Genomic DNA, 22,861 nt, shown 5'->3' on the forward strand with positions numbered 1-22,861 from the left:
TCAGACCGGCTCTCGACCGGAGCCGGCGCGGGGCCCGGCGGCCTCCCGGCGGCGGCGCACGGCCACGAAGACGCTGCTGCCGACCGCGAGGGTCGCACCGGCGCCGATGACGCCCGCGAGACCGCCCGAGAGGCGGGGGTCGGCGATGCTCTCCACTCCGTAGTCGGCCAGCGGCGAGTCCTTGGCGGCGTGGTCCTCGGCCTTCTTGTCGATGCCGTGGTCGGCGGCCACCTTCTCCAGGCCGTCAGGGCTGCCGGATGCGTAGAAGCTGACGACGCCCGCGCAGATCACGGTGGCGGCCATGCCACCGATCCACAGACCCCTGTTGGGACGGCGCGGCGCGGAGACAGACGAGGCGGGGGCAGACGAGGCGCCGACGGGTCGATGCTCGGACGGGCGCACCGAAGCAGAAGCAGGCGCGGCAGCAGATCCATGCCCCGGCGTGAACGTGTTTTCGCGCTCCGATTCGGACCGCGCCGGATGGGCCGCCTCGGACTCGCCCGCGGGCTCCTTTCCGGACGCGGACGCCTCCGCTTCCGGCTCGTCCGTCTGCTCCGCCCCGTGGCGGACCGTCCCTCCGCCCGGAGTCGCCACCGCCGCCGTACGGAACTGAAGCGGCCGTACCGCGAAGTCCCTTGCCCCGTACACGAGATCGGGACGCACGGCGACGACCGCACCGACCGTGGCAGCCGTGATCGCCGCCTCGCCGATGCCGATCAGCACATGTACGCCCGTCATCGCGGCGAAGACCCTGGCCAGTTCGACGTCGGCGGTGCCGCCGAGCGCGTAGAGCCCGGTGAAGGCGACGGCGGCGGCAGGCACCGAGACCAGCGCCGCGGCGAACGAGGCGCCGGTGATCGCCCCACGGCCGCGCGGCAGTACGCGCAGCAGCAGCCGGAAGACCAGATACGCGACGGGCACCGTCACGACGCCCATGTCGACGATGTTCACGCCGAGCGCGGTCAGGCCCCCGTCCGCGAACAGCACGCCCTGCATGAGAAGTACGACGGAGACGCACAGCAGACCCGTGTACGGGCCGACGAGTATCGCGGCCAGCGCTCCGCCCAGCAGATGGCCGCTGGTGCCCGCCGCGACGGGGAAGTTGAGCATCTGCACCGCGAAGATGAACGCCGCGACGAGCCCCGCGAGCGGCGCCGTGCGCTCGCCGCCCATGGGCGCTGCCACGGCCGGGGGTCCGCCTCTGCGTGGCCTGTCCGCCGCACCCGCGCGGCCCGGACCGTCGGCCGTACCTGCCGTGAACTCGGCCGTCGCGCCGCCGAGTTCACGGCGCGCACCGCGCAACGAGACCGCGACCGCGCCCGCCGCGACGACACCGGCGGCGACGGACACGGGGGCGTTGATGAATCCGTCGGGCACATGCATGACGCCACTCCGCTTCTCGGGACGGCCGGCTGGTTGCGGCCGATAGACAACCGTTCGATGATAGGGCCTTACTGCAAACCGATTGCAAGAGCGCCCGTCTCGCTGGAAATGCCCGAGAGCCTCACGGTGTTCACGAGAGGCCGGAACGGGGCAGCCTGTGGCACACCTCACCCTGTTTTTCCGGTGACTCCGGCCCATCCCCGTGCGTCTGTCAGGTGGAAAGGGCAACACGGAGTTGAGCGGCCGGGGCCGCCCCGACGACATAGGAGCAGAGGATGTCCGCAGTCTTCGATCACACCGTGCAGGCCCGCCTCATCGCCGATCCGCACACGACCAGGGAACTGAGCGCCGCACTTCGCTACGACGACGCGGACCCGCTCGCCGTCCGCCTCGTCTTCCCCGCCGACGCCTCCCTCGACGGAGCGGAGGTCGCCTGGGCCTTCGCCCGCGAGCTGCTCGACGCGGGGCTTCACGGCCCGGCGGGAGAGGGAGACGTCCACGTATGGCCGCGGGACGGGTCCCGCACCGTGATCGAACTTCTCTCCGAGGAGGGCGTCGCCGTCGTCGAGTTCGACAGCGCGGATCTGCGCTACTTCCTGCTCCGTACGTACGACGTGGTCGCGGCGGGACAGGAGCACGGGGACGCGGACGTGGAGACGGGTCTGGCCGCGCTGCTGCGCGGGGTCTGAGGGGTCCGGCCGAAGGGCCCGGCCGAAGAGCGCGGTCGAAGGAGCGCGGTCGGGAGCGCGGTCGGGAGCGCGACCGCGAGTCGCGTCGACGGCCTGGGAGGGCTGTGTCTACCGGGCTGAGGTGACGGGGCTGCGTTTACGGGGCGGGTGCGCGGCGCGTCCGGTCCCGGCTCGTCTCGGCTGTTCCCTGCTCGGCTTCCACTGCTCGCGTGTGCCACCGAGGTCCACGAGTTGCCGCCCCGCGAACCTGCTCGAACCATGGCAGTCATGGCCATACGTCACGATCCGCCGCCGTCGCTGCCGCCGTCCCGTACGGCAGCCGTACCACGGGCACGGCCCATGTCGGCGGGTGCGGACACCTCGCCACCGGGCGGCGAGTGCAGGGCCTGGAACCGGACTGGGGGCCGGAGACGGCTACCGGCAGGGGGCCGCCGTGACTGAGGACGCCGCTCACCGCCCCTATCTGCGCTTTCCCCATCTCAGCGGCGACCTGGTGTGCTTCGTCGCGGAGGACGACGTATGGGTCGCACCGCTGGCTCCGGGGGACGGCGGCACCGGTCCGGGTGGCGGAGGGGACCGGAGCAGAGACAACAGCGGAGGGGACCGGAGCCAAGGCCACGACGGAGGGCACCGGAGCCAAGGCCACGACGGAGGGGACCGGGGCCGTGCCTGGCGGCTGACCGCCGATCGCACCCGTGTGAGCTGTCCACGGTTCTCGCCTGACGGTGGACGGATCGCCTTCACCTCGTGGCGGAGCCTGGACCCTGAGGTCCATCTCGTTCCCGTGGACGGCGGCACCGCCCGCCGTATGACGTACTGGGGCGCCCCGCAGGCGCGAGTGTGCGGCTGGACGCCGGAGGGAGACGTGCTGGCCGTCTCCTCGCACGAGCAGCCGTTCCATTACCGGACCTGGTCGTACCGCCTTCCCACCGACGGCAGCCCCGGCAGCCGCCTCCCCTGGGGACCCGTGGCGGACATCGCGGTCGCCGAACTCGACGGCGCACGCCGCACGCTGCTGCTGACGGGCAAGCCCCCGCACGATCCCGCGTCCTGGAAGCGCTACCGGGGCGGCGCCACCGGGCGGCTGTGGCTGCACGGCGAGCGGCTGCTGCCGGAGTTGGAGGGCCACCTCGACTCGGTGATGTTCGTGGGGCACGACGCGCGCATCGCCTTCCTCTCCGACCACGAGGGCGTCGGCAATCTCTACTCCTGCCGCCCCGACGGCACCGATCTGCGGCGTCACACCGATCACGAGGACTTCTACGCCCGCAACGCCTCGACCGACGGCCACCGCGTCGTCTACCAGTGCGGAGGCGATCTGTGGCTCGTCGACGACTTCTCACCGTCCGGGAGTCCGCGGCGTCTGAACGTCACGCTGGGCGGCCCGCGCACCGGGCGCCGCCCCTACCAGATCCCGGCCGCGGCGAATCTCGACGCGCTCGCCGTGGACACGACCGGACGCGCCAGCGCGGTGTGCGTACGCGGCAGCCTCTACTGGCTCACGCACCGGGACGGCCCGGCACGTGCGGTCGCCGACACCCCGGGTGTGCGTGTACGGATGCCGGTCATGCTCGGCGGCACCGGGAAGGTCGCATACGTGACGGATGCGGAAGGCGAGGACGCCGTCGAGATCCAGGACCTGCCTCGGGCGACGCGTACGTACCCGCCGCGGCGGATCGCGACGGGACTGCTGGGGCGCGTCCGCGAGTTGGCCGCGTCGCCCGACGGGCGGACGCTGGCGGTCGCGTCGCACGACGGGCGGCTGCTGCTGCTCGATGTGGAAGAGGGCGGCGAGGAGTCCGGACCGGACGCGGGGGAAGGAACCGCCGAGACGGGGGCCGGGTCCGGGACAGGAGCCGCGGACCCGGTCGTCGAGGAGCTGGTCCGTTCCGGCAACGGGCCCGTGCACGATCTGTCCTTCTCCCCGGACTCCCGCTGGCTGACCTGGGCGCACCCGGGCGTCGGCCGTTCCCTCAGCCACATCAAGATCGCCAGGCTCGACGAGTCCCGAGGCGCCGGCGAGCCCCGTACCCGAATCGACGTCACCGACGGCCGCTTCGAGGACGAGCAGCCGGTCTTCACCCGGGACGGCCGCTATCTGGCGTTCCTCTCCTGGCGCGGCTTCGACCCCGTCTACGACGTGCACACCGGCGATCTGTCGTTCCCGCTGGGCTGCCGCCCGTATCTCGTACCGCTGTCGAGCGCGACCCCCTCCCCCTTCGCGCTCTCCCCCGAGGGACGTCCGGCAGCGGGCGGTCTCGACCCCGTGCCCGCCGGCGGCGAGGAGACCCCGTACCCCGGTGGCGAGGAAGGCCCCGTTCTGGTGGAGGCGGAGGGGCTGGCCAGCAGGGTGACGCCCTTCCCGGTCACGGCCTCCAAGTACTCGGCGCTGGCGCCGGTGAGCGGTGGCGGGCTGATCTGGCTGCGCTATCCGATCTCGGGAGCGCTCGGCGAGACGTTCGCCAATCCGGCCGACACCTCGGGCCGCCCGACTCTGGAGCACTTCGACCCGGCGACGGCGAAGCTCACCGAACTCAGCGAGGACGTCGACTGGTTCTCGCTCAGCGGCGACGGTACGAGGCTCGTCGTCAACGACGACGGCGAACTGCGGGCGGTGCCCGCCGCCGAAGTCGCCGAGGAGGAGACGACGACGTGGATCGACCTGCGGCGCGTGCTGCACGACGTCGATCCGGCCGCCGAGTGGCGGCAGGCGTACGAGGAAGCGGGCCGCATCGTGCGGGCGTACTTCTGGGAGCCGCGGATGTGCGGCATCGACTGGGCGGCCGTACTCGACCAGTACCGTCCGCTGGTGCGCCGGGTGGCGTCGCCTGACGAGTTCGCCGACCTGCTGCGCGAGATCCTCGGCGAACTGGGCACCTCGCACGCCGACGTCGTGCCCGCGCGGCGCGACGAAGGCCCGTCCCACTACCAGCGGCCCATCGGGCTGCTCGGCGCCGACCTCGCGCGCACGCCGTCCGGGGAATGGCACCTCCAGCGCATCCTGCCGGGCGACTCCTCCGACTCCAAGGCGCGTTCGCCGCTCGCGGGCACGGGCGTACGGGAAGGCGCGGTGCTCACCCACGTCGACGGCCGGAAGGTCGACCCGGTGGCCGGGCCGTGGCCGCTGCTGGCCGCCGCGGGCGGCACGACCGTCGAACTCGGCATCGCCCAGCCGGAGTCAGAGCCGGGGCCCGAGCCGGAGCTGTACCGAGACGGGCGGCCCACGCGCCGGGTGGCCGTGCTCCCGCTCGTGGACGACCGTGCCCTTCGCTACCAGGACTGGGTCGCGCGACGGCGGGAGGTCGTAAGGGAGCTGAGCGACGGGCGGTGCGGCTATCTGCACATCCCGGACATGGGCGGCTCGGGCTGGGCCCAGTTCAACCGGGATCTGCGGATGGAGGTGTCCCGTCCCGCCCTGCTCATCGACGTACGGGGCAACGCGGGAGGGCACATCAGCGAGCTGGTGGTCGAGACGCTGACCCGCACCATCCTCGGCTGGGACCTCACACGCGACGCACAGCCCGTCAGCTACGCGGGCAACGCGCCACGCGGCCCGATCGTCGCGCTCGCCGACGAGATGACCTCCTCCGACGGGGACATGATCACCGCGGCGTTCCGGCTGCTCGGCCTGGGACCGGTGGTCGGCGCCCGCACCTGGGGCGGCGTGGTCGGTGTGACGGGACGACACCGGCTCGTGGACGGGACGACCATCACGGTGCCGATGCACGCCGCCTGGTTCGACGCGTACGGATGGTCGGTGGAGAACCACGGCATCGCACCGGACATCGAGGCGGTGCGTTCGCCGGTGGACTGGGCGGAGGGCCGTCCGTCGGTGCTGGAGAAGGCCGTACGGACCGCCCTCGAACTGCTGGAACGCCACCCGGCGGCCGTCCCGCCGGACTATGCGCGGGTGCCGGATCTGAGCCGCCCTTCGCTGCCGCCGCGAGGCTGAATCGGTGGCTGCCGCCGCGAGGCTGATTCGGACGCTGCCGCCGCGAAGGTGAACGGGGCGCTGCCCTCGGGCAGTTGAGCCGGGGGCGGCGAACGAGAGCGAGGGGCGCGCCCGTCGGACGTGCCCCTCGGCTTCGGCCCCTCGGCTTCGGCGCCTGAGCCCTCCTCGGGGCGGGGCCTACCTCCTGGCCGCGCGCTCCTCCTCGTCGGCCGCGCCCCCCGCGCCCACCAGCCCGGTACGGGAGTCGCCCTCGGCGAGGCGGGGCTCGAAGCGGCGCATCTCGCGCTGCCCCACGGTGCCGATGACGGGCGGCAGATAGCCGCGGACGCCCTGCATGCCGCGCAGCCACCACTGCCCGTACACATGACGGGAGCGGCGCTCGATCCCGGCCACGATGCGGTCCACGGACGGGCCCAGCGGATAGGTGCGGTTCGCGGGCCAGGGGAGCCGCTTGCGCAGGTCGCGCATGACGTCGTCCTCGTCGGCGCCGCGCACCATGTCGGTGTCGGTCCAGGAGAGATAGCCGACGCCGACCCTCACGCCCTTGTGGGCGACCTCCGCACTGAGGCAGTGCGCGAACGCCTCGACGCCCGACTTGGACGCGCAGTACGCGCTCATCATCGGCGCCGGTGTGATCGCGGCGAGGGAGGCGATCTGGAGGAAGTAGCCGCGGGAGGCGATGAGCCGGGGAAGGAAGGCACGTGCGGTGGCGGCGCTGCCGAGGAGGTTGACCTCGATGACGCGGCGCCACGAGACGGGATCGGAGTTGGTGAACGGACCGCCGCTGGCGACGCCCGCGTTGGCCACCACGATGTCGACCTTGCCGAAGCGCTCCCCGACCTCGTCCGCGATGCGCGTCATCGCCTCGTGGTCGGTGACGTCGCCGTGCCAGTGAGCGGACTCCGTGCGCAGAGAGTCACTCACCTTCCTCAACTCTTCCGGTTCCAGGCCGATCAGGGCGACCTTGGCGCCCTGCGCGGAGAGCTTCCGCGCCAGCAGCTCGCCCACCCCGCGGGCCGCTCCGGTGACGACCGCGACCTGGCCCTGCAGGCTCCGACGACGGCTCACGGGGTCTCCTCCTTCTCCCGGGTACGGGTGTCGGCTTCGTTCTTGGTGCTCGTAGGGCTCGTTGGGCCGCCGCCGGGCCGGCTGGGCTCGTGGCGGTGTCCGTGTCCGTCCCCGCTGCCGGTTGCGCGCTAGCCGCGAGGTGTTCCCGTACGAGCCTGCGCAGCACCCCGGTCACCTCCGACGGAGTCTCCACGGGTGTCATGTGCCCACGGCGCGGCAGCTCGTGGAAGCCGGTGCAGCGGGGCAGCGCGTCGGCCAGCTCATGAGCGAGGGCGGGCGGAGTCAGCCGGTCGGCGGTGCCCGTGATCACCTCGGTGGGAGCGCTGATCGCGGACACCCTCTCCGCGATGTCCAGCTTCGCGAGCATCGCGCCCCAGGCCCCGCGCTCTCGCGGCCGGCAGGCGTGCACGACGCGGGCGACGGCCTCGACCTGCTCGGGCGGCGAATCCGGGCCCATCGTGCCGTACTTCAGCGCCTTCCTGGTCAGCGGTGTCACGGGCCCGAGCGGCAGCTTCGACAGCAGCAGGAAGCGGTGCGCACGCTCGCGTCCCCGCTCCGAACGCAGCGGTATGACGCGTGCCGAGGCCGTCAGCCGGTGCGCACCGGTGTTGCACAGCAGCACGGCCGCCGCCCGCTCACGCAGTTCGGGCCTCCCGGACGCGGCTATGAGCGTCATCGCACCCATGGAGTGGCCGCCCAGCACCGCTCGTTCGCCCGGCTTGAGGGCGGTGTCCAGTACGGCGCACAGATCGTCGGCGAGGGCGTCAGGGCGGTAGGTGTGCGCGGCGGTGCCCGGTGAACGGCCGTGGCCGCGCTGGTCGTAGGCGATCACCCGGTGGCCGCTCGCGGTCAGCTCCCTGATGACGGCGGCCCAGAAGGCCGTGGAGCATGTCCAGCCGTGTATCAAGACCACCGCCGGGTCCGTGTCGTGCCCGTGGACCTCGACGTGGAGCCTCGCGCCGTCGGCGGAGGTGGCCGTCAACTCCCTTGCGGCGGGCGGCGGATCGTAGGGTCCCGGTGTCCTGCCCATGGACGCGGTCAGACGTGCCATCAGCCCTCCTCCGCCGCGTGGAAGGCGGCCGTGGCCGCGCTGCGTCCGGACTTGCCCGGCACGGCCCCGGTGCTGCGGGCCGTCGCGGTGCGTGCGCCCTTCGAACGACCGGCCCCGTTACGGGAGTCGGCGCTCCCGGCATTCGCGGCACGGGAGCCGTCGCCTCCGGCGGCAGGGCCTGGGGGCGCCGGCTGCCGTCGCACCTCGTACTCCTCAAGCCGCACCTCCCTGGTGACCTTGCGGAACTCGGAGGTGGTGCCCGGCCAGACCGTGGTGTTACGGCCGTTGGCGTCGAGGTACCAGCTGTCGCAGCCGGTGTTCCACACGCTGCGCCGCATCCGGTCCTGGATGTGGCGGTTCCAGGCGGTGACGGCCTCGGGGCGGGCGTCGAAGGCGACCTTGCCCGCCTCGCCACCGAGCGTCTCCAGCTTCTTGACGTAGTCGACCATGTAGTTGAGCTGCGCTTCGATGATGAGGATCATCGAGCTGTTGCCCAGGCCGGTGTTGGGGCCGATGACGGTCATGAAGTTGGGGAAGCCGCTGGCGGAACAGCCGCGCAGCGCCTCCATCCCCTCCGCCCAGGACTCGGCGAGCGTCATGCCGTTCGCGCCCTTGACGCGCTGTGCGATCGGCATGTCCGTCACATGGAAGCCCGTGCCGAAGATGATCGCGTCCACCTCTGCCTCGGTGCCGTCCGACGCCACGAGGGTGTTGCCGCGGATCTCCTTCAGACCGGACGCCACAAGCTCGGTGTTGGGCTTGGCGAGCGCCGGATAGTAGTCGTTGGAGAGCAGTATCCGCTTGCACCCGATGCGGTAGTCGGGGGTGAGCTTGCGCCGCATCACGGGGTCCTTCACGGCGCGCTTCATATGGCTCGTGGCGAGCCCTTCGATGAGGCCCAGCATCTTCGGGTGCTTGGCGAAAGCCGAGACCTGCAACTCCCTTATGCCCCAGAGGATCTGACGCCTCAGATAGCGCGTGGCGGGCACCCTGGCGTGCAGCTTGCGCTCCAGGGCGCTGATCTCGCGGTCGGCCCTGGGCATCACCCATGCCGGGGTGCGCTGGAAGAGGGTGAGCCGTCCGACCTTCGGCTGGATCGCGGGTACGACCTGGATCGCGGAGGCGCCCGTGCCGATGACGGCCACGCGCTTGCCGCGCAGGTCGTAGTCGTGGTCCCAGCGGGAGGTGTGGAAGACCTTGCCCCCGAAGCCCTCAAGACCGGGGATGTCGGGGATCTTGGCGTCGGAGAGCGGTCCGGTCGCGTTGACGACGAAGTCGGCGGTCAGCCGGTCGCCTCCGGTGGTTGCGATGGTCCAGTGCAGCTCCTCCGGGTCCCAGCTCATCAGCTCGACCTCGGAGTCGAAGCGGATGTGCTGCCGCAGCCCGAAGTTGTCCGCTACGTCCTCCAGGTAGGCGCGGATGTGCTCCTGGCCCGAAAAGGTGCGCGGCCACTCGGGGTTGGGCGCGAAGGAGAAGGAGTACAGATGCGACGGGACGTCGCAGGCGCATCCCGGATAGGTGTTGTCGTGCCAGGTGCCTCCGACCGCCTTGCGGCGTTCGAGGACGACGAAGTCGGTGACTCCGGCGCGGCGCAGCCGTACGGCGGCCCCCAGGCCGCCGAATCCGGATCCGATCACCGCCACCCTTACGTGCTCGTGCTCGCGCTCGGCCGCCATGCCGCCGCCTCCCGGGGTCCGTGCTTCCGCCAGTGCCTTGCCAGTTACCACGCCAGTGATTACTGGCACGGTTGGAGCGTAGGGCAGAGAGATACCGATGGGTAGGGGGTGCGCAAGGGAAGTTACCGCCGGTTGCAGGGTGGGGTGCGGGGGCAGGAGCCGACGGGCGGCTCAGGGCAGAGCACTGCACACAGGCGTACGGGCGCCCGATGCCCCTGGTTAAGCTGCCACGGTGACCGAGGACAGAGAGCGAGCGCGGAGTGCGGGCCAGGAGGGTCCGGGCGGGGCCGGTCACGCCGAGCCAGAGGCGCAACCGGCGGCCGGTCCGGCGGCGTCGGGAGCGGGTGCCGGAGGCGGGCGGGAGTACCGGGCCGCCGAACTGGCCGAGTCGGCCGGGATCACCACCCGCACCCTGCGCTTCTACCGCGAGCGCAAGCTGCTGCCGCCGCCGCGCCGCGAGGGGCGCGTCGCGTACTACAACGAGCACCATCTGGCGCGGCTGCGCACCATCGCCGGGCTGCTGGAGCGCGGGCACACCCTCGGCGGCATCGCGGACCTGCTCACGGCGTTCGAAAGCGGGCGCGACAGTCACGGGACCGCAGAACTGCTCGGCCTTGAAAAGTCCATCCTGACTTCGAAGTTCGCGGAGGAGACGCCGATCCGGCTGACGCCGGAGGAGCTCGCGGACTATTACCAGGGCGAGGTCACCGTCGAGAATCTCGCCGCCTCGCTCGACATCGGCTATATCGCCGTGGACGGGGAGAAGTTCGTACATGTCAGCCGCCGGCTGCTGGACGCTTCGTCGGAGTTGGTGAAGAAGGGCATTCCGCTCGCCGCCGTCCTCTCGGCGGGACGTGAACTGCGCAAGCAGAGCGAGGGGATCGCGGACGTATTCGTTCACCTCTTCCGTACGCATCTGCTGCCCAGGGAACAGGCCGAGGCGCCCGAAGGGCTCGACGCGGAGCGGCTGGACGATCTGCTGACACAGCTTCGTCCGCTCGCGAAGCAGGTCGTGGAGGCCGAGTTGGGGCTGGCTCTGGACCGGCGCGTACAGGCGGAGGTCGAGCACTGGATGTCCCAGTGCGCGTCCGGCACGAGGGCGGCCACGAACGGCGACGGGGCCGAGGCGACCGACGGGACCACAGGCGATCACGCCGCCGCGGAGGACGACTCGGCCACGGACTGAACTACCGGGCAGCGGCCGGGCAGCGGCGCAGCGCCGCAGCTCGACTGCCCGCCCGTACGGGCAGATACGGTCATGCGATGCCCGCCCGCGGGCACGCCGGTCCCCCTCGTATTCGGCTCGCGGCCACCCGCCCCGCTGCTCAACGGGAAATTCGATCCGTCCGGTCCGCAGGCCCGGCGCAAACAAATACGGGCGCAACGCGCGGAGACCTCGGGACCCGATAAGGGAATTGCGCGAAGGAAGTCCCATGCCTGGTCCGGCGGGGCGTCAACTGCCGTTGGACGGTGGCGCGTTCAGAGGTCAGAATCGGCATCCGCCCCTTCGCGGCGTCTCATGCGCGGGCCGGCGGAATTACTCCGACGGCTCTCTGCCGACTCTCTTCGGATTGGACGGAAAATGGACGAAGAAGACGGCTGGAACAGAATGCAGCCGGTTATCGGATCTGCGCCCGTCCTGCACCAGATGTCGCTGAACGAGACGTTCTTCCCGCCGACGCAGCGCGTGCTGCGGGCCGTTCAGGAGGCGGCGGCCGACTCGCACCGCACGAACGACGCGCTCGCCACGGGCCTGACGGGCCGGATCGCCGAGCGGCTCGGCGTGCCCGCCCCCGACGTCCTCGTGGGCCCCGGCTCCGCCGCCCTGTTGCAGCAGCTCTTCAGCGGACTGACGGGGCCCGGCGCGGGCGGCGGACCGGACGCGGAGATCGTGCACGCCTGGCCCTCTTGGGAGGCGTACCCGATGCTCGCGTCCAACGCGGGCACCTCCACGGTCCGGGTGCCGCTGCGCGACGACGACTCCCACGACCTGCACGCGATGGCCGACGCCGTCACCGACCGGACCCGTGTGGTGGTGCTGTGCCACCCCAACAACCCGACGGGCACGGCGCTGCGGCACTCGGACGTGGAGGACTTCCTGAACAGGCTGCCGTCCGGCGTGACGGTCGTGGTCGACGAGGCGTACCGGGACTTCGTACGCGACGAGTGCGCCGCCGACGGCGTCACGCTCTACCGGGAGGATGAACGGGTCTGTGTGGTCCGTACGTTCTCCAAGTCGTACGGGCTGCTGGGCCTGCGCGTCGGCTACGTCGTGGGGCGGGCGGGAACTCTCGCCCCGCTGCGCGGACTTCAGCCCTTCATCAGGGTGAGCAACACCGCACAGGCCGCGGCGCAGGCGGCCCTCGCCGAGGAGGCGGAGTTCCGGCGCCGCTGTGAGGCGACCGTCGAGGAGCGGGAGCGGCTGTACGGGAGGCTGCTGGAGCTGGGGTGGCGGGTGAGCCCCAGCCAGGCCAACTTCCTGTGGCTGCCGATGACCGAGGGCGTCGAGACCTTCACGCAGTTCTGCGCGGACCACGGCGTGCTGGTCTGCGGCAAGCCCGGCGAGGGCGTACGGGTCACCGTCGCGGAGCGGGAGGCGAACGACGCGTTCGCCGACCTGGCGGGCAAGTTCGGCGGCGACCGGACGAACGGCGTCGACGGCGGCGGCGGTTCGCGCGGCCACGGCGGCGCAGACGGCCACGGCGTCACGCGCGGCCAGGGCTTCACGGACGACCAGAGCTTCACGGACGACCAGGGCGAGGGCGGTGGCGTTCCGTGAACGCGCGGCTGTCCATGGACAGGAAGCGATGACAGCGCACGAGTTGGAACACATATCCACGCCGGTGGCAGGCCCCGGGACCCGGGACGACGCGACGGGGAGCACGGCCACCACGGCAGGAAGCACGACGGAAAGCACGAACAGCACGAACAGCTCGGACAGCTCGGACAGCTCGGACAGTTCGGGAAGCACAGGCGGGCGGACGGTCCGGGCCTGCAAGGCGCACATCGAGACCTGGCGGCCGTACACCCTCGCCTATCCGGGACTCGTCGGCCTCACGGGAGCGGCGCTGAGCAGCGGCGACGCCGGGACCGAAGGCCCCGCCACCATGGGACGGCTGCTGGTGGCATGGGCGGCGCCGACCCTGGGCTGGGTGAGCGGTCACTACCTCGGCGACTGGTTCGACCGTGCACTCGATGCGATCAGCAAGCCCCAACGCCCGCTGCCGTCAGGGCGGTTGAGCCCCCGCACGGCGTTGGTCTGCGGCGTCGGCTGTGCCGTGGCAGCCGCCGTCGCCGCCGCATCCGTCAACTGGCGGACGGTGGTGCTCTTCGGCGTGGCCATGCTCGGCATCGTGGCCTACAGCAGGCTGCTCAAGGGGCGCGGGCTGACCGGCAACGCCGTACGGGGAGCGCTGACCGCGACCACGGTCGTCTTCGGCGCCATGACCGTGACTGACCTGCCGTCGTGGCAAGTCCTGCTGTTCGCGGGGGCGTTCTTCGCTCAGGACACCGCCTCGAACCTGGTGGGCGCCCTGCGCGACGTGGAGGGGGACCGCCGGGGCGGCTGCTTGACCCTGCCGGTACGGCGAGGGGTGCGTGCCGCGGTCCGTACGGCTGCCGCGCTCCATGCGGCGGCGCTCGCAACTGCCGTAGCGGCGCTGTCGGTCGGTGAGGTGGAAACCCCAGCCGGGGAGGGCTTCGGAGCGTCTTCGTCGTCCATGGCGCTGTCGCTGGCGCTGCTGCTCGGTGCCGTGGCCTGCGGTGCGGTGGCGTTCTTACCGTTGCTACGCGAAGGCGAGAGCGGCGCCCCGGAGGCACTCGATCCCCGGCGTGCCCTGCGGGCGCACGAGGTGCTGGTGGCCGAACGGATGCTGCTGGCGGGCGCGTTGCTGGCCTGCGGCTGGGGGCCGCTGCCCGCGCTGCTGATCGTCGTTCCGCTGCTGGGCCTCAGCCTGGTCGCGCAGTCGCGGATGCGCTCGCGCCATGAGTTCCCCGGCCCGGACGGCACCGTGGCGCATTCGAGCCCTGTACGGGATCTGCGAGGTGATGTCACATCATGCTGAGCCCTCGACTCGCCGGGCGGATACGGGAGTCGGTCGACGCGGGCTGCGAGGCGCTGTTCGCCCGGCAGCGCGCGGACGGCGTGTTCGACCCCGGCGGCAGCCGCTTCTCCCCCGCCAACACGGCCGCCGCCCTCATAGCCCTGCACCACGCGGACGACGCGCAGGAACGGGGCCGGGAGAAGGGCACCGCTCACGACGGCGTCGTCGGCGCCGCCGTGGCCCGGCTGCTGAAGTCCCAGCGCCCCGACGGCGGTTGGGCGATGGCCGGTGTCCCCACCGAGCTGCTGGCCACGGCCGCCGCGACGGCCGCGCTGCGGCTGACCGCCCTCGGGCGTGCGCAGTCCGCGATCCGGGCGGGCGAGGGCCTCGTCAAGCGGCTCGGCGGTGCGCAGGCGCTTCCCGAACCGACGATGACCGGTCTTGTACGGCAGTTCGACGCGCTGTCGGGCGCCGGGGACGTGGCGTCGCTGCCGAGACTGCCGCTGGAGCTGATCCTGCTGCGCGGCCCGGCGCGCAGGATGCTCAGCCTCCGGCTCCCGATCTTCGCGAGCATGGCGCTGGCCCAGTCCGCACACCGACCGCCGCCGCCGTTGCTCGCCCCCTTCCACGGCCGGGCCCGGCGCGAGGCGCTGCGGGTGGTGCGTGACGCGTACGAACGCGAGGGCACGACAGGGGAGTTCAGCACCGACCCCTGGCTGACGAGCCTGATCTCGCTCGGCATCGCCCGCTCGGGTCTGGCACCCGACATCTCCCGTGCGTCGGCGCGAAGGCTGCGTGCGATGGCGCAGCCCTGCGAGGGCGGCTGGGATCTGATGCCGCTCGACGTGACGTGGTCCACGTTCGCCACGTCGGCGCTGCTGGAGGCCGGTCACGCCGAGGACCCTCGGCTGGAGGCGACCCGTGCCATGTTCCGCGAACGGCAGCAGAACGAGCCGTTCGCGGCGCTCGGCTGCCCTCCCGGCTACTGGGGCTTCTCCAGCGCGCACAGTTGGCCGATGGCGCTGGAGACCGCGGAGGTCGGCTCGGCGCTGATGCGCATGCCTGGCGGCGCCGGCGACGTACACGCACGGCGTGGCGTCGAGTGGCTGACGGCGATGCAGGATCCGTCGGGGTCCTGGAGCCTGGCCGTACGAGGCAGTAAGCCGGGCGGTTTCGGGCCCTGCCCGCACATGACGGCGAAGGCCGTACGGACGCTGCTCGACCAGGGGGCGAGTCCCCAAGACCGCCGGGTGGTAAGGGCGTTGCGGTGGCTGAGCCGTGTGCAGCTCCCGGACGGATCGTACGAGGCGATGTGGTATCGCGGGCGGACGGCGGGCACCTCCGTGGTGCTGGAGACCTTCAGCCGCGCGGGACTCGGCGACGGGCCGACGGGGCGGCGGGCGAGGGAACGGCTGCTGAACACGCAGTCGGAGGACGGCTCTTGGGCGACGCCGGACGAGGAGGACCCGGCGACGGCCGCCGGAGCGGATTCACGAGACGCCGCGGGCACCGGTTCCGGCACCGTCGAGGAGACCGCCTGGGCGCTGCACGCGCTCCTCGCCGCGGGCGCCGATCCACACGGCGAGCCGGTTGCCGCAGCCGCACGCCGGCTGACCGACTGGCAGCGCACGGACGGGAGTTGGCAGGGAGCGCCCGTCAACGAGTACGTCCGCCACTGCTCACGCTACGCAGACGACGGCATCGCCTCGGGCCTGGCGCTGCGCTCCCTGGCCCGTCTCCGCGCCGCCCTGGACGGCGACCCCGGGCATGAACACGCGCCGGACCGTACGAAGGAGGCCGGTACGGCATGAACCAAGGCCAGGGCACGAACGGCGGCCAGGGCGTGAACGGCGGACAAGGCATGAACGGCGGGCACGCGACGAACGACGGCCGAGGCGTCCAGGGATCGAACGGCGGACGGGACAACGGACAGGACAACGAACGGGACGCGGGCCACCGCGGCGACTACGACGTGGTGGTGTGCGGCGCCGGAGTGGGCGGTCTCGCGTCCGCCCGCGCGCTGAACGCGATCGGGCTGCGCGTTCTGGTCGTCGACAAGCAGCGCAGCCCGCGGCCCGTCGCGAAGGGCGAGGTGCTGCAACCCGGAGCGCTCCGTGCGCTGCGCCGCTGGGGCACCGACCGGCTGCTGACTCGCAACGGCGCGCTGCGACTCGGGCGGCTGGTGGTGCGCGACCCGGAGGGCGGGCCCGTGATGACGCTCGACTACGGACGACTACCGCCCGCCGACAGCTCGTTGCTCGCACACGACCATCTCGCCGTCCTGGAGGCGCTGACCGCCGGGCTGGGTCCGGACGTCGAGATACGCCGAGGGGTACGGGTCGTCGAGGCACTGCGCGACGACACCGGACGGGTCGTCGGGGTACGCCTCGACGACGGGCGGGGCCGCGCCCACACGGACGGCGACGACGGTGACGACGCCCACCGGGCCGACGGCCGTACCCGCAGCGGCACTTGGGACGTACATGCCCCGCTCGTCGTCGCCGCCGACGGCATCGGCTCCCGTCTGCGCCGCGCCGCGGACATCGGCGGTACCCGCCGCGACTATCCGCACCGGCTGGTCTCGTTCGAGCTGGCCGATCCGCCCATGCGGCCGGAGGACTTCTCCGCGTATCTCACCGACCGCGGGCTGCGGCTGGTCTATCCGCTGCCCGGCGGGCGCATACGCCTCTATGTCCAGGCACGGCCGGGTGAGCTGCGCGGTCTGGACCGTGCCGGGTTCGCACGCTGGGGCGCGGACGCGGTCCGTGAGGTGCCCGCGCTGGAGCCGCTCGCCGATGCCGTGTCCACGGCGGCGGACACCCGTCAACTCTTCCCCGTCGGCCGGTTCCTCGCCGAGCGGCTGACAGCCCCGGGGCTCGCTCTCGTCGGCGAGTCGGCGTTCGCCGTACACCCCATGGCCGCGCAGGGCATGAACGCGGCGATCACCAGCGCCGCGGCCCTGGCGGAACAGCTCGCGGCCCGACTCGCCCCGCCCGTAAGGCCGTCGGCGAAACCGTCGGCGCAGAAGAGGACGACGGAGACGGCCCCCGCGGCCGGGACGGCGACTGGGACGGCGACGGCGGAGCAGACGGAGCGGCTCACTCGTGCCGCCGTCGACGAGGCCCTGCACGGCTATGAGTCGGAACGGCTGCCCGTGCTCGCGCAGGCGGCAAGCACGAGCGACAAGGCCGCCCGCATGGTCACCGAACTCGCCTGGCCCGGACGGGTGCTGGGCCGCCGCGCGGTGCGCTGCACCGGCGCCAACCCCCGGCTGCTGCACACCGTCACGTACAACATGGCCGGGCTCGGCCCCCGACCGCTGACGCTGCTGGACCGGCTGCAACAGCTCGGTCTGCTGCCCGACCCCCGCGCCCATCGCGTACCGCAGGAGTGAGGCGCCCCCGCGACCCGCCCTCCCGTACTTCTCGCCCCGGTCTTCCTCCCAGACAACCCCGCCCCGTCAACTCGCCCCGCAGAACGGAGAATCCGTGAACGCCGCCCTCGACCCCAAGGACCAGAAGGACCCGCAGGAGATGTCCGTACGGCCCGTGTCCGGCGCGATCGGCGCCGAGCTGCACGGCGTCGACCTCACCGCGCTCGACGACGAACTCTTCGCCCGCATCCATGAGTTGCTGCTGCGCCACCTCGTGCTGTTCATCCCCGGGCAGTCCGGACTGACCCCCGAGGCGCACGTCGCACTCGGACGGCGCTTCGGGGAGGTCGAAGTGCATCCCTTCCTGCCGAAGCTGGAGAGCCATCCCGAAGTGACCCTCATCGAGTCGGACAAAGGCGGCAAGGCCGACGAGTGGCACATCGACGTCACCTTCAGCCCGAACCCGCCGGTCGCCTCGATCCTCCATCTCGTCACCTGCCCCGAGTCGGGGGGCGACACCATGTGGAGCAACCAGTACCTCGCCTACGAGACGCTCTCCGACCCGTTCAAGGAGATGCTGGACGGGCTCACGGCCGTGCATGTGCTTCAGGCGCCGGAAGTCGGGACGCTGTCCGCCGAACACCCCGTCGTACGCGTACATCCTGAGACGGGACGGCGCTCGCTGTATGTGACGCGGATGTGGACCTCGCACATTCCGCAGCTCAGCCGGAACGAGAGCGACGCGGTGCTCCAGTACCTCTTCGAGCACTCCGAGTCGCCGCGCTTCAACTGCCGTTACCGCTGGGAGCCGGGCGCGGTGGCCATCTGGGACAACCGGGCCACTCAGCATCTCGCGATCAACGACTACCAGGAGTACCGCAGGGGCCAGCGCGTCACCGTGCTCGGCGACCACCCCACGGGCGACGCGCCCCGCTGGAAGCCCTACGAGCGGCGGGGCGACGAGCGCTACTACCCGCGCCGGGTCAACGCACGCAGCGGCTACTGAGAACCCGGTGGCTGTCGAGAAGGCAGTGGCTACCGGGAAGGCAGTGCCCGGGGAGACCCGACCGTGACGCCGCGGCACTCACCGCCGACACCACGACGCTGACGCCGGACGCCCACACCGGACGCTGACGCTGCCGCCCACACCGCGACGCTCAGGCCGGGTCCTGGCCGAGCGCCCGCATCCCGGGCGCGCAGCTCTCACGCAGCCGCGCCAGCTCCTCCGGCGGCAGCGCCCGCGCCGCGCCCCGGCGGTCTCCGTCGAGCAGCGCACTCGCCTCCCGCAGCCAGCCGGGGTGCGGCTCGACGCCGATGTGCCGGGCGAGCGCGGTCAGTCGGGGCTCCGGCGCGTCGAGCAGTTCGTCGTACGAGAGCGAGGCACGCAGCGAAGGCGGCACCTCCGCGAGCTGCTGAAGACCCTCGGTGATCATGCCGCTCCACAGCTCGCCGAACCGTTCCACGGGTACGGGCCGCTCCAGCACGCCACGCAGGTCGAACGAGTCGTCCGCCGTCAACTCGCCCAGGGCGGCGGCGAGATCCTGTTCGGGGCTGCCGTCCTCGGCTTGCGCGGCCATGCGAAGCAGCCGGAATCCCGCGTGCCTGCTCATGGAGAGCGCACAGTCGGGGCCGTAGCGGTGCAGATGGACGAAGCGGGCCTCGGGGAAGGCGGCCCGCAGCCTCGGCACGGCCGTGAGCGAGAAGCCCGACCGCTCGACGACGGCCCGCCTGCCGCCGCTCATGCGTGCCAGTTCGTCGAAGAGCGCCAGGTAATGGTCCGCGGCGGGAGCGAGTTCACGTCCCGCCAGCACCGGCTCCAGCGCGTCGAAGAGGGCGTCCGGCTCGTCGGTGAGATGCGGCAGGGTGGTCAGGCAGAGCGCTGGGATGCCGCCGTCGGCCGCCGAGAACCGGCCTCCCCGCACGCCCGGGTACAGATGCTCCGGCAGCGGCGTCCCCTCGCGCACCATGCGGTCGGCGAAGGGCCTGGGAGTGGCGAGCAGCCGCCAGAACTCCTTGCCGGTCAGGGGCTGTTCGGGCAGTGCGCCCGGTTCGACGGAGGCGATCAGCTCGCTCACGCTGAGCACATCGGGGTGGAGTCGTAGCACGCGTGACAGCGCGGTCGAGCCACAGCGTCCGGTGCCGACGACGAAGGTCAGCGTCCCGGAGGCCCGCCCCCGCCCGGCCGAAGCATCCGGCGTGGTGTCCGGCGTGGTGTCCATCCAGCCCGTCCCCTACAGCTACAGCACGAAGTCCACGTTCGACGCGTCAAGTCCTCAAGTCCGCTTCCACCGCCCGCGGTTCGCGCGCTCACAGCACGAAGTCCACGCTCACCGGCGCGTGATCGCTCCAGCGCGCGTCGTGGGAGAGGGCCCGCTCCACCTCGGCCTTGACGGCACGTTCGGCCAGGCCGTGCGTCGCCACCACGTAGTCGATGCGCCATCCCGAGTCGTTGTCGAAGGCACGCCCGCGATACGACCACCACGAGTACGGGCCCGCGACATCCGGGTGCAACTCCCTTACGACATCGCGATATCCGCCGTCCGCGGGGTCGAACACGCGGGACAGCCACTCGCGTTCCTCGGGCAGGAAACCGGCGTTGCGGCGATTGGCGCGCCAGTTCTTCAGATCCGCCTCCTGATGCGCGATGTTCCAGTCACCGCACACCAGCACCTCGCGCCCCTCCGCGGCGGCCCGTTCGCGCAGCTCGCGCAGATAGGGAAGGAAGGCGGCCATGAAGCGTTCCTTCTGCGCCTGCCGCTCGGTGCCGACGTCCCCCGACGGGAGATAGAGACTGGCGACGGTCATGCCCGGCAGATCCACCTCGGCATAGCGCCCGGAGTCCTCGAACTCCTCGGCGCCGAAGCCGACTTGCACGCGGTCCGGTTCCCGCCGGGTGAGCACGGCGACACCGGCACGGCCCTTGACCGCCGAGGGCGCGAACACCGTGTGCCACCCCTCGGGGGCGCGCACGTCGTCGGGAAGCTGATGCGGCTCGGCGCGCACCTCCTGGAGGCAGACCACGTCCGCGTCGGTGGCCGCCAGCCACTCCCGGTAGCCCTTGCCGGCCGCGGCCCGCAGCCCGTTCACGTTGATCGTCGTCACCTTCGGCATTCCGGTCACCTTACGATGCGGTCATGCGAATCGTCCGTGTGCCCTACGACCACCCAGAAGCGAGGAAGCTCGACGACGCCGTGCAGCAGGAGTACGCGGAGCGTTACGGCGACGAGGGCGACATCACGCCGCTCGACCCCGCCATGTTCGAGCCGCCGCGCGGCCTGTATCTGATGGCGTACGACGACGAGGACCGCCCGGTGGCGACGGGCGGCTGGCGCGCACAGGACCGCAACGACGAGGGCTACTCGGACGGCGACGCCGAGATCAAGCGGATGTATGTGGTGCGCGAGGCGCGCGGCCGCGGGCTCGCCCGGCGCATTCTCGCCGCGCTGGAGGACGACGCCCGCGCGTCGGGCCGCGTACGGATGGTGCTGGAGACGGGCACGGCGCAGCCCGAGGCGATCGCGCTGTATGTCTCGTCGGGCTATGAGCCGGCGGAGAAGTTCGGTCTCTACCGTTTCGAGTCGGCGAGTCGCTGCTACGCGAAGCCGCTCTGACCGGTGCCGGGACCCGGCCCGGATTCCGGTCCCGGACCCGGACCTGGACCTGGACCTGGGCCTGGAAGATGGCCTGGGCCTGGAAGATGGCCTGGGGCAGAGCCGGGGGTGGGACCGACTCCGGTGCCAGGACCGGCAGTCGGGCCCTGGCCCGTGACCGGACCGGTCACCGGACCGAAGCCCGGCGGCATGTCCTCCTCGTCGTCCGCGATCGCGCGAGAGGACGGGCCCCCGACGATGCCCGCCGCAGCACGGGCCAGTTCCGCCGCCTCCGCGATGCCGTGCTCCTCCACCGACACCGCCTGCATTCCCGGCAGCCGGGCGGCGGCCAGCTCCCCCGTCAGCGCACGCCCCGGCGGCAGTTCCACACAGCAGTCCACCTTCTCCTCCGCCAGCACCGCGGTCACCTCCGTCCAGCGCACCGGCCGTGCGGCCGACCAAGCGAGGTCGTCGAAGACGGCGTTGGTGTCCCCGAACAGCGACCGCCCCTGCACTCCCCCGACGTAACGCACCCTCTGCGGGCGCCTCTTGACCGTCGCCAGGTGCTGCGCGAGCCGGATCGCGACATCGCTCTCCGGACCGTCGCCGCTCTCGGCGGCGTGCATCAGCTCGCCCCGCAGCCGTACGGCACGAAGCGCCTCCTCGAAGGTGAGCACGTCCGCGAGCACCGCCGCCGCATAGCCTCCGGCGCCGTGCCCCGCCACGTAGGAGGGCCGTACCTCCTCGTCCTCCATCAGCGCACGCGCACCCGCGACGCCAGCGATCAGCAGCGCCACATGGCACGCCACCGGCGAACGCTCCAGCGCCTCCGCGGAGTCCAGCTCGGCGATGCCGTCCGCGTAGTCGCCGCCGTCACCGTCGCCGCGCTTCGCGCCGTTCCCCGCGCCCCCGCCCGTACGGGACGCGAGGCGCCGCAACGCCCAGTCCGCCTCGGCGAGTACGGTCGCGGACGCCGCGGTGTCGGGCAGCCTGTGCAGCATGCCGGGACGCTGCGAACCCCGGCCGGGGAAGAGGAACGCGATGCTCATGGGGCAAGCCTGGCGCGCCCGCACTCACGGCGCCAATCCGTCTCATGCCCGTCCGCCCTCGAACTCGCTTGCCCGCGCCCGTACGGCCACTTCCCTGGATACGGCCACAATCAAGTTCCCTGGATACAGCCACAATCAAAAAGAACCACTACGGACTGCTACGAAGCGCTAAGAGCAGCAGCGGACCTTCATCCCGCGAGCCACCGCGATCCGTCCACGCCCCGACTCCCATGTGAGGCCGACGCCATGCACACGACCGGGCACCCCCTGCTGCGGCTGCTGCTCGACGCCGCCGACGGCCGCTTCCCGCCCGCCGACGGCGGCGTGACGGTGCTCGGCCCCCTCTCCGGCGGTCTGGAGTGCTCCGTCGCCTTCACCGGGCACGCGGTCGTCGCCACCGCCCTCCCCGCCGACGATGTACGTGCGCTGCGCCCCGACGGTTTCGGCGGCTCCCTCGCACCCGACCTGCTGCGGGCGCTCGCCGGTCCTCACGGCACGATCGGCGGCGTCGACGCCACCCTGACCGCACGCGGTACGGGCGGCAGGCCACGGCTGCCCGTACGCAGCGGCGTGGAGGACCGTCCCCGGGTGCGGCACGCCCGTGAACTCCGCACGCGCATAAGGACGTTCGGCGACGAGCGGGGTCTGGTCGTCCTCGCGGAGGGCCTCGCTGGGCGGCGCGAGCTGAGCTGCGAACTCGACGATCCGGCCACTGGCGCCGGTCGCGGCCTCGGCCGCTCACTGCTGCGGGACGCCCTCACCCTCGTCCCCGGGGGAGAGCCCGTCTTCGCCGCCGTATCCCCCGGCAACGCCCGCTCCCTGCGTGCCTTCCTCGCAGCAGGCTTCACCCCGGTCGGCAGCGAGTGCATCGTCCGGCCGTCGCGAGGGCCCCGAACCGCCGATCGCTGAGCGGTGCAAGGCCGGACAGACCGGTGCCGCTTCGCGGCGCGAACGCCCCCTGTGTATCGGCGCTCGCCTGTGCTTCCA

Annotated in this window: 17 protein-coding genes; 10 read left to right on the forward strand and 7 right to left on the reverse strand. The window is 72.1% G+C overall.

The genetic code is table 11. The features are described from left to right. A complete protein-coding gene (locus tag MMA15_RS10170; RefSeq protein ID WP_241058786.1) occupies positions 1 to 1,383 on the reverse strand; it encodes an energy-coupling factor ABC transporter permease in 1,383 nt (460 codons plus the stop codon). 275 nt (positions 1,384 to 1,658) lie between these two features. Between MMA15_RS10170 and MMA15_RS10175 the strand changes: the two genes are divergently transcribed. Both MMA15_RS10175 and MMA15_RS10180 read left to right on the forward strand, forming a co-directional pair. Then, complete coding sequence (locus MMA15_RS10175; protein ID WP_241058787.1) at positions 1,659 to 2,072, forward strand: SsgA family sporulation/cell division regulator; 414 nt, start codon at positions 1,659 to 1,661, stop codon at positions 2,070 to 2,072. Positions 2,073 to 2,505: 433 nt separating this feature from the next. Then, on the forward strand, positions 2,506 to 6,024 hold the full coding sequence (locus tag MMA15_RS10180) for a S41 family peptidase (protein ID WP_241058788.1): 3,519 nt from the start codon (positions 2,506 to 2,508) through the stop codon (positions 6,022 to 6,024). A gap of 177 nt (positions 6,025 to 6,201) precedes the next feature. Here the strand turns inward: MMA15_RS10180 and MMA15_RS10185 are convergent, their stop codons facing one another. Genes MMA15_RS10185 through MMA15_RS10195 form a run of 3 tightly spaced genes read right to left on the reverse strand, consistent with a single transcriptional unit; the run spans position 6,202 to position 9,819 of the window. After that, entirely contained in the window at positions 6,202 to 7,032 is an 831-nt protein-coding gene (locus MMA15_RS10185) for an SDR family oxidoreductase (protein ID WP_241058789.1), read from the reverse strand. Further along, positions 6,941 to 8,143, reverse strand: coding sequence for an alpha/beta fold hydrolase (locus MMA15_RS10190; protein WP_308290532.1), 1,203 nt, complete (start codon positions 8,141 to 8,143; stop codon positions 6,941 to 6,943). The genes MMA15_RS10185 and MMA15_RS10190 overlap by 92 nt, the downstream gene beginning before the upstream one ends. Beyond that, a complete protein-coding gene (locus MMA15_RS10195; RefSeq protein ID WP_241063121.1) occupies positions 8,143 to 9,819 on the reverse strand; it encodes a flavin-containing monooxygenase in 1,677 nt (558 codons plus the stop codon). The genes MMA15_RS10190 and MMA15_RS10195 overlap by 1 nt, the downstream gene beginning before the upstream one ends. Before the next feature lie 232 nt (positions 9,820 to 10,051). On the opposite strand from MMA15_RS10195, the gene MMA15_RS10200 reads away from it, so the two are divergent. The 6 genes from MMA15_RS10200 (at position 10,052) to MMA15_RS10225 (ending at position 18,241) form a co-directional block, all read left to right on the forward strand. Next, positions 10,052 to 11,005, forward strand: coding sequence for a MerR family transcriptional regulator (locus MMA15_RS10200; protein WP_308290533.1), 954 nt, complete (start codon positions 10,052 to 10,054; stop codon positions 11,003 to 11,005). A 462-nt stretch (positions 11,006 to 11,467) separates the two neighbouring features. Beyond that, complete coding sequence (locus tag MMA15_RS10205; protein ID WP_241058790.1) at positions 11,468 to 12,598, forward strand: aminotransferase class I/II-fold pyridoxal phosphate-dependent enzyme; 1,131 nt, start codon at positions 11,468 to 11,470, stop codon at positions 12,596 to 12,598. Between the two features lie 28 nt (positions 12,599 to 12,626). Beyond that, positions 12,627 to 13,883, forward strand: a complete 1,257-nt coding sequence (locus MMA15_RS10210; protein ID WP_241058791.1) for a UbiA family prenyltransferase — start codon at positions 12,627 to 12,629, stop codon at positions 13,881 to 13,883. Further along, entirely contained in the window at positions 13,877 to 15,673 is a 1,797-nt protein-coding gene (locus MMA15_RS10215) for a prenyltransferase/squalene oxidase repeat-containing protein (RefSeq protein ID WP_241058792.1), read from the forward strand. Before MMA15_RS10210 ends, MMA15_RS10215 begins: the two co-directional genes overlap by 7 nt. Next, positions 15,670 to 17,256, forward strand: a complete 1,587-nt coding sequence (locus MMA15_RS10220; protein WP_241058793.1) for an FAD-dependent oxidoreductase — start codon at positions 15,670 to 15,672, stop codon at positions 17,254 to 17,256. The genes MMA15_RS10215 and MMA15_RS10220 overlap by 4 nt, the downstream gene beginning before the upstream one ends. A gap of 94 nt (positions 17,257 to 17,350) precedes the next feature. Further along, positions 17,351 to 18,241, forward strand: a complete 891-nt coding sequence (locus MMA15_RS10225) for a TauD/TfdA dioxygenase family protein (RefSeq protein ID WP_241058794.1) — start codon at positions 17,351 to 17,353, stop codon at positions 18,239 to 18,241. A gap of 151 nt (positions 18,242 to 18,392) precedes the next feature. Here MMA15_RS10225 and MMA15_RS10230 read toward each other — a convergent pair whose 3' ends face one another. Together MMA15_RS10230 and MMA15_RS10235 are read right to left on the reverse strand one after the other, a co-directional pair. Then, positions 18,393 to 19,454 carry a sulfotransferase gene (locus MMA15_RS10230; protein ID WP_241058795.1) on the reverse strand — a complete coding sequence of 354 codons (1,062 nt, stop codon included), beginning with the start codon at positions 19,452 to 19,454 and terminating at the stop codon, positions 18,393 to 18,395. 88 nt (positions 19,455 to 19,542) lie between these two features. Next, complete coding sequence (locus tag MMA15_RS10235; RefSeq protein ID WP_241058796.1) at positions 19,543 to 20,346, reverse strand: exodeoxyribonuclease III; 804 nt, start codon at positions 20,344 to 20,346, stop codon at positions 19,543 to 19,545. A gap of 23 nt (positions 20,347 to 20,369) precedes the next feature. Between MMA15_RS10235 and MMA15_RS10240 the strand changes: the two genes are divergently transcribed. Beyond that, on the forward strand, positions 20,370 to 20,846 hold the full coding sequence (locus tag MMA15_RS10240; protein WP_241058797.1) for a GNAT family N-acetyltransferase: 477 nt from the start codon (positions 20,370 to 20,372) through the stop codon (positions 20,844 to 20,846). Here the strand turns inward: MMA15_RS10240 and MMA15_RS10245 are convergent. Continuing rightward, the gene (locus MMA15_RS10245; RefSeq protein ID WP_241058798.1) at positions 20,828 to 21,874 is read right to left on the reverse strand and encodes an acyltransferase domain-containing protein; all 1,047 of its coding nucleotides are present in this window, start codon (positions 21,872 to 21,874) and stop codon (positions 20,828 to 20,830) included. The genes MMA15_RS10240 and MMA15_RS10245 overlap by 19 nt on opposite strands. A 246-nt stretch (positions 21,875 to 22,120) precedes the next feature. Between MMA15_RS10245 and MMA15_RS10250 the strand changes: the two genes are divergently transcribed. Further along, the gene (locus tag MMA15_RS10250; protein WP_241058799.1) at positions 22,121 to 22,783 is read left to right on the forward strand and encodes a hypothetical protein; all 663 of its coding nucleotides are present in this window, start codon (positions 22,121 to 22,123) and stop codon (positions 22,781 to 22,783) included. Positions 22,784 to 22,861: the final 78 nt, after the last annotated feature.

It is taken from the genome of Streptomyces marispadix (assembly GCF_022524345.1).
In the GTDB taxonomy this organism is placed as follows: domain Bacteria; phylum Actinomycetota; class Actinomycetes; order Streptomycetales; family Streptomycetaceae; genus Streptomyces; species Streptomyces marispadix.